The following is a 13,609-nucleotide window of genomic DNA, read 5'->3' on the forward strand; positions in this document are numbered from 1 at the left end:
TGGGTGAGGTGACGACACTCACCCGGTTGCCCGACGACTACATCCAGAACCCGCACGCGGTGCACGACCTGCTGCGTGCCGAGGGGCCGGTGCAGGAAGTGATCCTGCCGCACGGCCTCAAAGCCTGGCTTGTCACTCGGTACGACGAGGCGAAGATCGCCCTCACCGACCCCAGGGTCAGCAAGAACATCCAGGAGGGTGGCCACCTGATGGCCAAGCACGCCACCCAGACGCACGTGCGCCGCGAGGTCGAGCCCACGCTGGCCGTCCACATGCTCAACCTGGACCCGCCCCACCACACCCGGCTGCGCAAGCTCGTGACCAAGGCGTTCACCGCCCGCCGCATCGAACTGATGCGCCCGCGCGTGCAGGAGATCGCGGCCGAGCTGATCGCGAAGCTGAACGACGGCGACGAGGTCGACCTGCTGGAGGCGTTCGCGTTCCCGCTGCCCATCACGGTGATCTGTGAGCTGCTCGGGATCCCGATCGACAACCGCGACGACTTCCGCGAGTGGTCCAACCAGCTGCTGTCCTTCGGCACGCCCGAACAGGTCCAGCTCGCCGCGTCCTCCATGGCCGGCTTCCTGTTCCAGCACGTCACGGCGATCGCCGAGGCCGAGCCGAACGACACGTTCTTCTCCGCTCTCGTGCACGCCGACGACTCCGGCGACCGGCTGAACACCGAAGAGCTCATCTCGATGGCGTTCCTGCTGCTCGTCGCGGGCCACGAGACGACGGTGAACCTCATCGGCAACGCCGTGCTGTCGCTGCTGCGCAACCCGGAGCAGCTGCAGATCCTCAAGGACCGCCCGGAGCTGATCCCTGCGAGCACCGAGGAGTTCCTGCGGCTGGAGGGCCCGGTCAACGTCGCGACCTTCCGCTACACCAAGGACCCGATCGAGCTCGGTGGCGTCACGGTGCCCGCGGACGAGATCCTGATGGTGTCGCTGATCGCCGCGAACCGCGACCCGCAGCGCTACGAGAACGCCGACCAGCTCGACGTGACGCGGTCCGCGCAGGGCCACGTGGCGTTCGGCCACGGCATCCACTTCTGCCTGGGCGCGCCGCTGGCCCGGCTGGAGTTCGACGTGGCGCTCACGGCGCTGCTCGCCCGATTCCCGAACCTGACGCTCGCCGCCGAGCCGGAGACGTTGGGGTGGCGGGACAGCACGCTCATCCGCGGGCTGCACACCCTGCCCGTTCGCCTCGCCTAATCTCAGCCGGGTGGACGACCTGCTGAAGCTCGACCAGGCGCACGTCTGGCACCCGTACGGCCCGATGCCGGGCACCCAGGAACCGTTGCTCGTCTCGGAGGCCTCGGGTGTCCGGCTGACGCTGGCGGACGGCCGCGAGCTCGTGGACGGCATGTCGTCCTGGTGGGCGGCCATTCACGGCTACCGCCACCCCGTGCTGGACGCGGCCGTCACCGGCCAGCTCGGCCGGATGAGCCACGTGATGTTCGGCGGGCTCACGCACGAGCCCGCGATCAGGCTCTGCGAGAAGCTGGTCGAGATCACCCCCGAGCCGTTGCAGCACGTGTTCCTGTGCGACTCCGGCTCGGTGTCGGTCGAGGTCGCGGTGAAGATGTGCCTGCAGTACTGGCGTTCGCAGAACCGGCCGGAGAAGCGCCGCCTGCTGACGTGGCGCGGCGGCTACCACGGCGACACGTTCAACCCGATGTCCGTCTGCGATCCCGAGGGCGGGATGCATTCGCTGTGGCGTGGAATTCTGCCGGAGCAGGTGTTCGCGGACGCGCCGCCGGCCGAGATGGACACCGCGTACGTCCAGCACCTCGCCGACCTGATCGAGGAGCACGCTCACGAACTGGCGGCGATCATCGTCGAGCCGGTCGTGCAGGGCGCGGGCGGCATGAGGTTCCACGACCCGCGCTACCTGCACGTGCTGCGTGAGCTTGCGTACACACACGACGTGCTTCTCGTGTTCGACGAGATCGCCACGGGCTTCGGGCGCACGGGCGAGCTGTTCGGTGCCGACCACGCGAACGTCAGTCCGGACGTCATGTGCCTCGGCAAGTCGCTGACCGGTGGTTATCTGACGATGGCCGCCACTTTGTGCACGTCACGGGTCGCGGACGGGATCAGCAAGGGCGAGGTGCCGGTGCTCGCGCACGGGCCGACGTTCATGGGCAACCCGCTCGCGGCGGCGGTGTCGCTGGCGTCGATCGATCTGCTGCTGTCCCAGGACTGGAAGCGTGAGGTCGCGCGCATCTCGGCAGGTCTGACGGCGGGACTCGAGCCCGCACGCGCGTTGCCCAGCGTTCGGGACGTGCGCGTGCTGGGCGCTATCGGCGTCGTGCAGCTGCACGAGCCCGTGGACATGGCACGAGCCACCAAGGCTGCCGTGGACGCGGGGGTGTGGCTGCGGCCGTTCCGCGACCTGATCTACACGATGCCGCCGTTCATCAGCACGGACGACGACATCGCGGCGATCTGTCAGGGCGTGATCGCGGCGGCGAGCTGAGTGTCGGTCGGCTCGACCAGGAACTCGCCGTTCGGCAACACGACGACGGGGATGTTCTTGCGGCCAGCGATCTCGATCGCCCTGTCGCGCGCCTCGTCGTCGTTCGCGACGTCGAGGTAGGTGAACGGCACGTTGTTGCGGGTCAGCCACGACTTGGCCCGGCGGCAGTCACCACACCATTCGGCGCCGTACATCACGATCGGTTGCTCGGTCATGCCGTCACGGTAGGTGACGCCTTAGGGTTGTTGCCTGTGAGCGTGCTGGTGATCACCGGAACCGGGACCGAGGTCGGCAAGACCGCCGTGACCGCGGGCATCGCGGCGCTGGCCAGGGCAGAAGGCAGACGGGTCGCGGTGCTCAAGCCCGCGCAGACCGGCCTGCTGCCCGGCGAGCCGGGCGACGTGGCGGAGGTGGCGCGGCTGGCGGGCGACGTGACGACCCGTGAGCTGGCCAGATACCCCGACCCGCTGGCGCCCGCGACGGCGGCGCGCAGGGCCGGGATGGCCACCGTGCGCCCCCAGGAGGTCGCGGCCGAGGTCACCGCGCTCGACGCGGCCCACGACCTGGTGCTGGTCGAGGGCGCGGGCGGGCTGCTGGTGCGGTTCGACGAGGCCGGGACGACCCTGGCGGACATCGCGTGGGCGGTGAACGCCCCTGTCCTGATCGTGGCTCAAGCCGGGCTCGGCACGCTGAACACGACCGCGCTGACGGCCGAGGCGCTGCAGCGGCGTGGGCTCGAGGCGATCGGCGTCGTGGTCGGCAGCTGGCCGTCGCACCCCGACCTCGCCTCGCTCACGAACCTGGCCGACCTGCCGGACGCGGCGGGTGCCCCGTTGCTCGGCGCGCTGCCCCAAGGTGTGACGAAGCTCGGTTCTGTGGATTTCCTGGCCGTTGCCAAGAGATCGTTTTCACCGTGGTTCGGCGGCGAGTTCGACCCGGAGACGTTCGCGGCTCAATTCGCGGTCCAGTGATCTACGTCGCTCCACGATGAAGGATTCAGTGAGGCACACTGGCTCGCCAGGCCACCGAGGAGGAGAGACCGTGACCGCAGCGCCGGAACAGATCGACGTGCTGGACGAAGCTCGTGAGCAGGTGCTCGAACGAGGCGTCGGGCTCACCGAGGCTCAGGTGCTGAAGGTGCTGGAGCTCCCGGAGGACCGGATCGCCGATCTGCTGGCGCTCGCGCACGAGGTCCGTGAGCGCTGGTGCGGCCCCGAGGTGGAGGTCGAGGGCATCGTCTCGCTCAAGACCGGCGGCTGCCCTGAGGACTGCCACTTCTGCTCGCAGTCGGGCCAGTTCCCCTCGCCCGTGCGCTCGGCGTGGCTCGACATCCCCGGCCTGGTCCGCGCGGCACGCCAGACCCGCGACACCGGTGCGACGGAGTTCTGCATCGTCGCGGCCGTGCGCGGCCCGGACAAGCGGCTGCTCTCGCAGGTGCGCGACGGCATCAAGGCCATCCGCGAGGATGGCAACGACATCCAGATCGCCTGCTCGCTCGGCATGCTCACGCAGGAGCAGGTCGACGAGCTCGTCGCGATGGGCGTGCACCGCTACAACCACAACCTCGAGACGGCCCGCTCGCACTTCCCGGAGGTCGTGACCACGCACTCCTGGGAGGAACGCTGGGACACGCTGCGGATGATCCGCGACGCCGGCATGGAGGTCTGCTGCGGCGGCATCATCGGCATGGGGGAGACGCTGGCGCAGCGCGCGGAGTTCGCCGTGCAGCTCGCGGAGCTGGAGCCCGACGAGGTGCCGCTGAACTTCCTCATCCCGAACCCCGGCACGCCCTACGAGAACTACCCGGTCGTGGAGGGCGCCGAGGCGCTGCGCACGGTCGGCGCGTTCCGGCTGGCGCTGCCGCGCACGATCCTGCGGTTCGCCGGCGGCCGTGAGCTGACGTTCGGCGACCTGGGCGCGAAGCAGGGCATGCTCGGCGGCATCAACGCGATCATCGTCGGCAACTACCTGACGAACCTCGGCCGTCCCGCGCAGCAGGACCTCGACATGCTCGAGGAACTGTCGATGCCCATCAAGGCGCTGAGCCAGACCCTGTGATGATTACGACCGTGTACTGCTCCTTCTGCGGCAAAGAGGAAGCTGACGGCGACCACGCGTTCTGCCGTCAGCGCCTGTCCATGATCGACCCGCCGCGGTACTGCGCCGAGTGTGCGCGCCGCATGGTCGTCCAGGTGACCCCGGACGGCTGGACGGCGCGCTGCAGCCGCCACGGAGAGACCGCTTCGGCTCGGTAGTAACCTTCCGCGAATGGACGAGAAAGCAGCGCCGGTGCGCATCGAACCCGTGCCGGAGCCGCCGTACGTCTACCACTACTACATGCGGCCGCGGCCGAAGGTCGTGGTGAAGCGGGACCTGCTGCCGGGCGTGGTGGTGGCGCTGACGACGTTCGCGTTCGGGCTGCCCGCCGCGTACCTGTGGTCTTGGCTGGCCCCGGCGCAGCTCAAGATCGTCTCGCCGCAGGACGGCAAGTTCTACCCGATCGGCATCGAGAGCTACCACCGGCTCGACGCGCTGATGGTGTTCGTGCTGATCGGGCTCGGCGCCGGGGTGATCACCGGGATCGCGACGTGGCTGCTGCGGCAGCGACGCGGGCCCGTCGTGATGCTGGGGATGACCGCCGGTTCGTTCGCGGCGGGGTGGATGGCGCAGTGGATGGGCAGCAAACTGGCCCTGGGCGCCTACCCGATGCCGGCGTCGATCAAGGCGAACGACACCTTGCTCATCGCGCCCGCGTTGGAGACGTGGTGGGGAATCATGGCGTGGCCGCTCGGTGCCGCGCTGGCGTACGGCTGCTGCACGGCGTGGAACGGTCTGGACGACCTGGGGCGACGCCTCGGCTGAGGGCTCGAGGCGCCGTCCTTCAGTCTGTCACAGCGGCCTATCCGACCCGATAGGCGAAGTCGGGCATGTCCGTGACGAACATCTGACCGGGCGCGTGCGTGATCGCGAACGGCGGCTTGGACTTCATCAGCACCGCCTGTGGCGTCACGCCGCACGCCCAGAACACCGGCACGTCACCGGGTTCGTGCTCGACGGCGTCCCCGAAGTCGGGTTCGTCGATGTTCCCGATCCCGAGCATTCGCGGATCTCCCGCGCCGACCGGAGCCCCGTGCACCGACGGCATGAGCGCGGTGACCTTGTGCGCCATGTCCACAAGGGACTCTGGAATCCAGCGCATCGACACGACCATCGGGCCGTGCAGCCGTCCGGCCGGCCTGCACTGGATGTCCGTGACGAACATGGAGACGTTCTTCTGCTGCTCGACGTGCCGCAGCGGCACTCCAGCGTTGGTCAGTGCCGTCTCGAACGTGAAGCTGCAGCCGATCAGGAACGTCACCAGGTCGTCGCGCCAGTGGTCGGTCGCGTTCTCGGGTTCCGCAACGAGTACGCCGTTCTCCCAAACGCGGTACTGCGGCGCGTGCGTGCGCACGTCCGCGTCCCGCTTGAGGGCGCTGACGGTCTCGCCCGCGTCCAGCACGTCGAGAACGGGGCACGGCTTGGGGTTGCGGTGGGTGAAGAGGAGGAAGTCGTACGCCCAGTCCCTGGGGATGGCGATCAGGTTGGCCTGCGCCTGGCCCGGCGCTCGTCCCGCGGTCGTCATTCCAGCTCCTTGTTGACCGTCTCCGGCAGCCAGATCAGTGCGATGACAGCGATTCCGTACGCGGCCGCCCCGAACAGCATCGCACCGCCGATGCCCATCCGGTCGGCCATGAACCCGACCAGACCGGGGAACACCGCCCCGAACGCGCGCCCGAAGTTGTACGTGAAGCCCTGCCCGGTGCCGCGCAGCTGCGTCGGGTAGAGCTCGCTGAGGTAGCTGCCGAAGCCGCTGAAGATCGCGGACATGCAGAACCCGAGCGGGAAGCCGAGGAACATGACCAACGTGTTGGCGCCGTTGGGAATCTGCGTGTAGGCCACGATCAGCAGCGCGCTGGCGATCGCGAAGAGCACGAAGGTCTTCTTGCGCCCCAGGTAGTCCGTGAGATACCCGCCGGAGACGTACCCGATCCACGCGCCGGTGATGAGGAACGCGAGGTAGCCGCCCGTGCCGATGATCGTGAGGCCGCGCCCGGTCTGCAGGAACGCCGGCAGCCAGTTCGCGAGCGTGTAGTACCCGCCCTGCACGCCGGTCGCGAGCAGCGAGGCGAACAGCGTGGTCTTGAGGATCGGGCCCTGGAAGATCTTCGGGAACGTGCCGCGTTCCTTGGGCTGCGACTTGGTCTCCGGCGCGTCGTCGACGTTGCGGCGCACGTAGAAGATGAGGATCGCGGGCAGCGCGCCCGTCCAGAACATGACGCGCCAGGAGATGGCCGGGTCCGCGAAGCTCGCCACCAGCATGTTGATGACGACCGCGAGCCCCCAGCCGACCGCCCACGCGCTCTGGACGAACGCCACCGTGCGGCCGCGGTACTTCGGCTTGCAGTACTCGGCCACCAGGATCGCCCCGGCCGCCCACTCGCCGCCGAAGCCCAGTCCCTGCAGGGCGCGGAAGATCAGCAGCGTCTCGTAGTTGGTCGCGAAACCGCACAGCACCGTGAAGAACGCGTACGCCGCCACGGTGATGATCAGCGTTCTGGACCGGCCGAACCGGTCGGCCATGACGCCCGCCACCGCGCCGCCGATGGCGCTCATGAGCAGCGTGCTCGTGCCGAGCAGGCCGGCTTCCGCCTTGGTGAGGCCGAAGTAGCCGGTGATCGCGACCAGGCTCAGGGGCAGGACCCAGTAGTCGTAGGAGTCGAGCCCGTAGCCGCCGAAGGCGCCGACGAACGCGCGCTTTCCCTTCTGGCCGAGACTGTGAAACCAGGCGAAACGGCCTGTGTCCTCGGTCGTGGACGTGCTCATGGGACACCTCGCAGCGTGGTGGAGGAGTGGTCGAGTGTGATGTGGACCTCAGAGTAAGGATTGTTCAACAATCCCACAAGGCCACAATTCAACGATCCGACGATCGGCGCGCCCGGGATGGGCTTGATGGCGCCTGCGGGTGCGGCTCAACGGGGCTGCGGGCGCGGGGATTGGCGACCCCGAGTGGGGCTCAACGGTCTGCGGGCGCGGCCCGGGACGCCCTGAGGGGTGGGCGTTCGGAGTCGGGGGGCAGGGGGTTCGGGGCGAGGACGGCGCGGTCGGGACGGGGCGGCGCGTTCAGGGGCGGGGCAGCGCGGCGCGGCCGGGACGACGGCGGCGCGTTCAGTGGCGAGGGCGGCGCGTTTCGGGGCTAAGGGCGGTGCGATCGGGGAAGGGGGCTGGTCGTTCAGAGGCGAGAGCAGCGCGCTTGGAGGTGAAGGCAGCGCGCTTGGAGGCGAAGGCAGCGCGGTCAGGGCGAGGACGGCGCGGCCGGGACGACGGCGGCGCGTTCAGTGGCGAGGGCGGCGCGTTTCGAGGGCAAGGGCGGTGCGGTCAGGGAGGGGGCTGGGCCTTCAGAGGCGAGAGCAGCGCGCTTGGGGGCGAAGGCAGCGAGCTTGGAGGCGAAGGCAGCGCGGTCGGGGCGAGGACGGCGCGGTCGGGGCGAGGACGGCGCGGCCGGGACGACGGCGGCGCGTTCAGTTTCGAGGACGGCGAGGTCGGCACCGGGCGGCGCGTTCAGTGGCGAGGGCGCAGCGGTCGGGAACGAGGGCAGCGCGACCACGGCGACGGGGCGGACGCGCGGGCGGTTCGGGGCCCTTCTGCGGCCGGTTGCTGAACGGCGGCACCGGGTCCCCGCATCACCTCGCCGAAGGGTGCCACCCACCCGCAGCCGTACTCCGAGAAGCTCCGGGCGCGGCCCGGTAGGGCCTGGCCCGGCCTAGTTCGGGCTCGGCACGTGCCCGAACTCCGTCAACGGCACCGGCACCGCCTTCAACGCGCTCAAAATCCCGGTCTCCCGATGCAGCATCCGCCGAACCAGCCGCAACCGCCGAGCCGGCGACCTCTCCTCCAGCAACCGCTGCCGGTCCTCGACGGGCAGCAGGCAGTCGGCGGCCAGCAGGTACGACAACGAGCCCAGGTCGATGTCCTCGGCGGGCGGTGACCAGTCCTCGCGGTGCCAGGCGGCGCCGCAGTAGCGTTCGTGGGCCGCGCGGGCGCCGCGTTCCAGGATCGGCACCACCTCCAGGGCGGCCTCGGGCACCGGGGCGTCGTCCAGGTAGTCGACGTGGGCCAGCAGGTACGGCGCGGTCGTCGTGTCGACGTCCAGCAGCCGGAAGCGGCGCACGCCGCGCGTCACGATGTCGAAGCGGCCCTCCGGCAGCGGGCGGGCGTCCAGGAGGTCGGCCGAGCAGCCGATGTCCTTCAGGGAGTGGACGTTGTCCGCGCCCACCTCCCAGCCCTCCTTGATGCACACGACGCCGAACGTGCGGCCGAACAGCGAGCCGGTCATCAGGTCGACGACGAGCTGGCGGTAGCGCGGTTCGAAGATGTGCAACGGCAAAGACGCCCCTGGCAACAGCACGGTGCCCAGGGGGAACAGCGGAAGCGTCTCTGCCACGCGCCCAACGTTACGTGGTGCCCCCGCCGCCCGCCGGACGGCCAGATCCCGGGGGTCTGAGCACGGCGAACGGATCGGTGACCAAGATTCCCTTGGCGCTGAACCGGAACAGCGCCGCCGGCCGGCCGCCGGACGGGCCGGGGGGAGCGGTACCACCCGTGGGTTCCAGCAACAACCGGCGCGAGAGCACGCGTTGCAGGTTCGTGGCGGACACGCGGTAGCCCAGTGCCGCCGAGTAGTGGTCGCGCAGCAGGGAGATCGTGAACTCCGGTGGCGCGAGGGCGAAGCCGATGTTCGTGTACGACAGCTTCGAGCCCAGCCTGTGCCGTGCTCGATGCACGATCGAGGCGTGGTCGAACGCCATCAGCGGAAGCTTCTCCACGCAGTGCCACTCGGTGTCCGCCGGCCGCTCCGGATCGACGTCCGAAGGGACCAGTCCGAGGAACGCCGTCGCCACGACACGGGGACCGGGAACGCGGTCCGGGGCGCTGAAAACGGCGAGCTGCTCGACGTGTGACAACTGTCGCACGTCGACTTTTTCCGCCAGCTGACGCCGAATGGAGGACTCGACGTCCTCGTCCACCCGCAGCTCCCCGCCGGGCAGCGACCAGCGGTGAGCGTGCGGTTCCCGAGCGCGCTCCCACAGCATGACCTGGAGTGACGCACCTCTCACCCGCAACACAGCGGCCAGAACTTCGTGCCCCACACCTGCCACCCGGCTGATACTATCGGCCACGTTTTCGACCAGTAGGCGAAAACCCCGGATCGAGGAGGCAGTGATGGTCGCTACCGCAACCGTGGAGCGAACCGCGTCGGGTGTGTACGGCGGAGTCGAGCCGAACGCCGCGTGGCGAGACGAGGTGCTGCGCCTCGCGAAGGAGCGCGACGCCGTCATCCTGGCGCACAACTACCAGCTGCCCGAGATCCAGGACATCGCGCACCACACCGGCGACTCCCTGGCGCTCAGCCGGATCGCCGCGCAGTCGGACGCGCAGACCATCATCTTCTGCGGCGTGCACTTCATGGCCGAGACCGCCAAGATCCTCGCGCCGCAGAAGACCGTGCTGATCCCGGACGAGCGCGCGGGCTGCTCGCTCGCCGACTCGATCACCGGCGCGCAGCTGCGCGAGTGGAAGGCCGAGCACCCCGGCGCGGTCGTCGTGTCGTACGTGAACACCACCGCCGAGGTGAAGGCCGAGACGGACATCTGCTGCACGTCCTCGAACGCCGTCGACGTGGTGCGCTCGATCCCGGCCGACCGCGAGGTGCTGTTCTGCCCGGACCAGTTCCTGGGCGCGCACGTCAAGCGCGAGACCGGCCGCGAGAACATGCACATCTGGGCGGGCGAGTGCCACGTCCACGCCGGCATCAACGGCCCCGAACTGGCCGAGCGCGCCGCCGCGAACCCGGAGGCGGACCTCTTCATCCACCCGGAGTGCGGCTGCGCGACGAGCGCGCTGTACCTGAGCGGCGAGGGCATCGTCCCGGCGGAGAAGGTCAAGATCCTCTCGACCGGCGACATGATCACCGCGGCGCGCAGCACGAAGGCCACCAAGGTGCTCGTCGCGACCGAGATCGGCATGCTGCACCAGCTGCGCAAGGCCGCCCCGGAGATCGACTTCCGCGCCGTGAACGACCGCGCGTCCTGCACCTACATGAAGATGATCACGCCGGCCGCTCTGCTGCGCTGCGTGCGTGACGGCCTGGACGAGGTGCACGTGGACCTGGAGACCGCCAAGCGCGCCCAGGGCGCCGTGCAGCGCATGATCGAGATCGGCAAGCCCGGCGGCGGTGAGTGATGGCCGCGCGCTGGGAGGCGCGAGCCGACCTGATCGTGGTCGGCACGGGCGTGGCGGGTCTCACCGCCGCGCTGCGGGCTCGTGAGCTGGGACTTCGGGTCCTGGTCGTCACGAAGGCCGCGGGCGACGACGGCAACACCCGCTGGGCCCAGGGCGGCGTCGCCGTCGTCATGGAGGACCAGCACGACCCCGGCGACTCGGTCGGGAAGCACATCGAGGACACGCTGACGGCGGGCGCGGGCCTCTGCGACGACGTGGCCGTCGCGGCGATCATCTCCGACGGTCCCGCGGCCGTCGCCCGGCTGCGCGAGCGCGGTGCCGTGTTCGACGCGAAGCCGGACGGCCTGCTCGAACGCACCCGCGAAGGCGGCCACAGCGCGTTCCGCGTCGTGCACTCCGGTGGCGACGCGACCGGCGCAGAGGTCGAGCGAGCGCTGCTCAAGGCCACTGTGGACGGACGGGTTCCCCTGCTGGAGAACCACGTCGCGGTCGACGCCGTGAAGACGCCGCTCGGCGCCGTCGCGGGCCTGCTGGTGCTGGACGGCAACGGCGTGCCCGGCGTGCTGACCGCGCCCGCCGTGCTGCTGGCGACCGGCGGCCTCGGCCAGATGTACCAGGCGACCTCGAACCCCTCGGTGGCGACGGGTGACGGTCTGGCACTGGCTCTGCGCGCCGGCGCGGTGGCAGCGGACGTCGAGTTCATCCAGTTCCACCCGACCGTCCTCTACACGGGCCGTGGCGCACGTGGCCGCTGCCCGCTCGTCACGGAGGCCGTCCGCGGCGAGGGTGCCGTGCTGATCGACGCGACCGGCGCCCGCGTGATGAAGGGCGTGCACCCGCTCGAGGACCTCGCCCCGCGCGACGTCGTGGCGGCCGCGATCACCCGGCACATGGCGCTGGAGCCCGGTGGTGTCGACGACCACGTCTTCCTGGACGCGACGGCGTTGCACGACATGGCGACCCGGTTCCCGACCGTCTTCTCGGCCTGCGTCTCGGTGGGCATCGACCCGGCCGTGGACCCGATTCCCGTCGCCCCGGCGGCACACTTCGCCTGCGGCGGCGTGGTGTCCACCGTCGACGGTCGCACCGGGGTCGCCGGGTTGTACGCGGTCGGTGAGGTCGCCCGCACCGGCCTGCACGGCGCGAACCGCCTGGCCTCCAACAGCCTGCTCGAAGGCCTGGTCTGCGGCACCCGTGCCGCAGAGGCCGTCGCCGCCGACCTCGCTGTCGGCCTGATCGCGCCCGCGCGTGCCGTGGAGGTCTCGTTGCCGACCGCTCCAGTGGCGGACCGCGACCTGCTCCAGCGCGTGATGTCCCGCTACGCCGCGATCGGCCGTGACGCCGAAGGTCTGGCCGTCGTCGGCTCGGTGCTCGACGTGTCCACCGTGGACAAGCAGCTGGAGTCGCGCGAACTGGTCGAGGACGCGGCGCTGACCATGGCCGCCCGCGCCCTGATCGCGGCGGCCCAGCAACGCACCGAGTCGCGTGGCTGCCACGTGCGCACGGACTTCACCGAGCGTTCACCGGCTTGGCAACGCAGTCAGCTCGTCCGGCTCACCCCGACCGGCCAGCCCGTGCTGGCCGATCCTGTTCTCGCAGAGGGTGTCGCATGACCATCGATTGGGACGACGCGAACCGGGTCATCCAGCTCGCGTTGGAGGAGGACCTCCGTTACGGACTCGACGCCACGACGCTGGCGACCGTGCCGGAGAAGGCGGTCGCGACCGCCGAGATCATGCCTCGCGCGGCGGGTGTGCTGTGCGGAGTTTCCGTGGCACGCACCGCTTTCCAGCGCTACCTGCCGGAGATCGAGGTGCTGTCCGAGGCCGCCGACGGCGACAAGGCGGTTCCCGGCGAACCCGCCCTGGTGCTCACCGGCCCGACGCGCGGCCTGCTCACGGTCGAGCGCACGGCGTTGAACCTGATCTGCCACCTGTCGGGCATCGCCACGCAGACCGCCCGCTGGGTGACCGCGATCGAGGGCACCGGTGCCGCGGTCCGCGACTCCCGCAAGACGTTGCCGGGACTGCGTTTGCTGCAGAAGTACGCGGTGCGCGCCGGCGGCGGTGTGAACCACCGCATGGGTCTCGGCGACGCGATCCTGATCAAGGACAACCACGTCGCCGCGGCTGGTTCGGTCGGTGCCGCGATCCGGGCGGCGCGTGCGCACGCGCCGGAGTTGCTGATGGAGGTCGAGGTCGACAGCCTGGCGCAGCTCGACGAGGCGCTGGCCGAAGGCGCGGAGCTGGTGCTGCTGGACAACTTCACGCCCGAGCAGTGCGCTCAGGCCGTGAAGGTCCGTCCGGACGGCGTGAAGCTGGAGGCGTCCGGCGGGCTCACGCTGGACGTGGCCCGCCAGTACGCCGAGACCGGCGTGGACTACCTCGCGGTCGGCGGCCTCACGCACTCCAGCCCGTCACTCGACCTCGGCCTGGACCTGCGCTAGCGGCTGGTACCGCTCGACACCGACACCGCGGGCGCCGGGGAAGTTCTGCACCCGGCGCCAGTCGGCGGTCTTCGAGCCGACGCCGTTGCCGTCCGACAGCGCGTCGAGGTGGTCTTGCGCGCTGACCCACTCCGCGTAGTTGATGACCTGTCTGCCGTCCTCCCGGATGTGGAAGGCGGCGGAGATGCCGCCGGGATGCGGGTTCGGGTCGCTGGCGAGTGCGACGAACACCGAGTCGACCCACGCCCGTGCGGTCGCCTCGTCGTCCGTGTCGATCGTGACCAGCACAACGCACCCCACAGACCTGCTGTCGGACGCCATGCCACCGGTGCGGTAGAGCTTGAAGCCGTCGAGCTCGTTGCGGTTGCGGACGAACGAGGGCAGCGAGGGAAGTGTCATGCC

Annotated in this window: 15 protein-coding genes; 9 read left to right on the plus strand and 6 right to left on the minus strand. The window is 70.1% G+C overall.

Annotated elements, in window-relative coordinates; all coding sequences use genetic code 11:
- The first annotated feature begins 8 nt into the window (after positions 1–8).
- Positions 9–1,214, plus strand: coding sequence for a cytochrome P450 (locus tag ACIQF0_RS22715; RefSeq protein ID WP_401032253.1), 1,206 nt, complete (start codon positions 9–11; stop codon positions 1,212–1,214).
- Between the two features lie 64 nt (positions 1,215–1,278).
- Complete coding sequence (locus tag ACIQF0_RS22720; protein WP_401032812.1) at positions 1,279–2,481, plus strand: adenosylmethionine--8-amino-7-oxononanoate transaminase; 1,203 nt, start codon at positions 1,279–1,281, stop codon at positions 2,479–2,481.
- On the opposite strand, the gene ACIQF0_RS22725 is transcribed toward ACIQF0_RS22720, so the two are convergent.
- The gene (locus tag ACIQF0_RS22725; protein WP_360041645.1) at positions 2,454–2,696 is read right to left on the minus strand and encodes a glutaredoxin family protein; all 243 of its coding nucleotides are present in this window, start codon (positions 2,694–2,696) and stop codon (positions 2,454–2,456) included. The genes ACIQF0_RS22720 and ACIQF0_RS22725 overlap by 28 nt on opposite strands.
- A gap of 36 nt (positions 2,697–2,732) precedes the next feature.
- On the opposite strand from ACIQF0_RS22725, the gene bioD reads away from it, so the two are divergent.
- From bioD to ACIQF0_RS22745, 4 genes are all read left to right on the plus strand, one after another.
- Positions 2,733–3,452 (plus strand): dethiobiotin synthase, encoded by a 720-nt coding sequence (gene bioD, locus ACIQF0_RS22730; RefSeq protein WP_401032256.1) that lies wholly within the window; start codon positions 2,733–2,735, stop codon positions 3,450–3,452.
- 70 nt (positions 3,453–3,522) lie between these two features.
- A complete protein-coding gene (gene bioB / locus ACIQF0_RS22735) occupies positions 3,523–4,539 on the plus strand; it encodes a biotin synthase BioB (protein WP_360041639.1) in 1,017 nt (338 codons plus the stop codon).
- A gap of 2 nt (positions 4,540–4,541) precedes the next feature.
- Positions 4,542–4,736, plus strand: a complete 195-nt coding sequence (locus ACIQF0_RS22740) for a hypothetical protein (protein ID WP_401032814.1) — start codon at positions 4,542–4,544, stop codon at positions 4,734–4,736.
- Between the two features lie 13 nt (positions 4,737–4,749).
- Positions 4,750–5,343, plus strand: a complete 594-nt coding sequence (locus ACIQF0_RS22745; RefSeq protein ID WP_401032260.1) for a DUF2567 domain-containing protein — start codon at positions 4,750–4,752, stop codon at positions 5,341–5,343.
- A 37-nt stretch (positions 5,344–5,380) separates the two neighbouring features.
- Here the strand turns inward: ACIQF0_RS22745 and ACIQF0_RS22750 are convergent, their stop codons facing one another.
- The 4 genes from ACIQF0_RS22750 to ACIQF0_RS22765 form a co-directional block, all read right to left on the minus strand.
- Positions 5,381–6,103, minus strand: coding sequence for a putative hydro-lyase (locus ACIQF0_RS22750; protein WP_401032263.1), 723 nt, complete (start codon positions 6,101–6,103; stop codon positions 5,381–5,383).
- Complete coding sequence (locus ACIQF0_RS22755; RefSeq protein WP_401032266.1) at positions 6,100–7,344, minus strand: MFS transporter; 1,245 nt, start codon at positions 7,342–7,344, stop codon at positions 6,100–6,102. Before ACIQF0_RS22755 ends, ACIQF0_RS22750 begins: the two co-directional genes overlap by 4 nt.
- A 937-nt stretch (positions 7,345–8,281) precedes the next feature.
- Complete coding sequence (locus tag ACIQF0_RS22760; protein ID WP_401032269.1) at positions 8,282–8,962, minus strand: LON peptidase substrate-binding domain-containing protein; 681 nt, start codon at positions 8,960–8,962, stop codon at positions 8,282–8,284.
- A gap of 10 nt (positions 8,963–8,972) precedes the next feature.
- Positions 8,973–9,668, minus strand: coding sequence for an NUDIX domain-containing protein (locus ACIQF0_RS22765; RefSeq protein ID WP_401032272.1), 696 nt, complete (start codon positions 9,666–9,668; stop codon positions 8,973–8,975).
- A gap of 73 nt (positions 9,669–9,741) precedes the next feature.
- Here ACIQF0_RS22765 and nadA point away from each other — a divergent pair, with 73 nt between their 5' ends.
- The 3 genes from nadA to nadC are packed head-to-tail and all read left to right on the plus strand — an operon-like array spanning position 9,742 to position 13,207.
- Complete coding sequence (gene nadA / locus ACIQF0_RS22770; RefSeq protein ID WP_319977292.1) at positions 9,742–10,761, plus strand: quinolinate synthase NadA; 1,020 nt, start codon at positions 9,742–9,744, stop codon at positions 10,759–10,761.
- Positions 10,761–12,374: an L-aspartate oxidase gene (locus tag ACIQF0_RS22775; RefSeq protein WP_401032276.1), complete on the plus strand. Its 1,614-nt coding sequence runs from the start codon at positions 10,761–10,763 to the stop codon at positions 12,372–12,374. Before nadA ends, ACIQF0_RS22775 begins: the two co-directional genes overlap by 1 nt.
- Complete coding sequence (gene nadC / locus ACIQF0_RS22780; RefSeq protein ID WP_401032278.1) at positions 12,371–13,207, plus strand: carboxylating nicotinate-nucleotide diphosphorylase; 837 nt, start codon at positions 12,371–12,373, stop codon at positions 13,205–13,207. Before ACIQF0_RS22775 ends, nadC begins: the two co-directional genes overlap by 4 nt.
- Here nadC and ACIQF0_RS22785 read toward each other — a convergent pair.
- Entirely contained in the window at positions 13,178–13,606 is a 429-nt protein-coding gene (locus tag ACIQF0_RS22785) for a hypothetical protein (protein ID WP_401032281.1), read from the minus strand. The genes nadC and ACIQF0_RS22785 overlap by 30 nt on opposite strands.
- Between the last annotated feature and the right edge of the window lie 3 nt (positions 13,607–13,609).

Source organism: Lentzea sp. NPDC092896, assembly GCF_044754905.1.
Classification (GTDB): Bacteria; Actinomycetota; Actinomycetes; order Mycobacteriales; family Pseudonocardiaceae; genus Lentzea.

Excerpts from the sequence above, each read along its gene's own strand:
- ACIQF0_RS22785 (WP_401032281.1), bottom strand. The coding sequence starts at position 13,606 with ATGACACTTCCCTCGCTGCCCTCGTTCGTCCGCAACCGCAACGAGCTC.
- ACIQF0_RS22750 (WP_401032263.1), bottom strand. The coding sequence starts at position 6,103 with ATGACGACCGCGGGACGAGCGCCGGGCCAGGCGCAGGCCAACCTGATC.
- ACIQF0_RS22775 (WP_401032276.1), top strand. The coding sequence starts at position 10,761 with ATGGCCGCGCGCTGGGAGGCGCGAGCCGACCTGATCGTGGTCGGCACG.
- ACIQF0_RS22725 (WP_360041645.1), bottom strand. The coding sequence starts at position 2,696 with ATGACCGAGCAACCGATCGTGATGTACGGCGCCGAATGGTGTGGTGAC.
- nadA (WP_319977292.1), top strand. The coding sequence starts at position 9,742 with ATGGTCGCTACCGCAACCGTGGAGCGAACCGCGTCGGGTGTGTACGGC.
- ACIQF0_RS22720 (WP_401032812.1), top strand. The coding sequence starts at position 1,279 with ATGCCGGGCACCCAGGAACCGTTGCTCGTCTCGGAGGCCTCGGGTGTC.
- ACIQF0_RS22755 (WP_401032266.1), bottom strand. The coding sequence starts at position 7,344 with ATGAGCACGTCCACGACCGAGGACACAGGCCGTTTCGCCTGGTTTCAC.
- ACIQF0_RS22745 (WP_401032260.1), top strand. The coding sequence starts at position 4,750 with ATGGACGAGAAAGCAGCGCCGGTGCGCATCGAACCCGTGCCGGAGCCG.
- nadC (WP_401032278.1), top strand. The coding sequence starts at position 12,371 with ATGACCATCGATTGGGACGACGCGAACCGGGTCATCCAGCTCGCGTTG.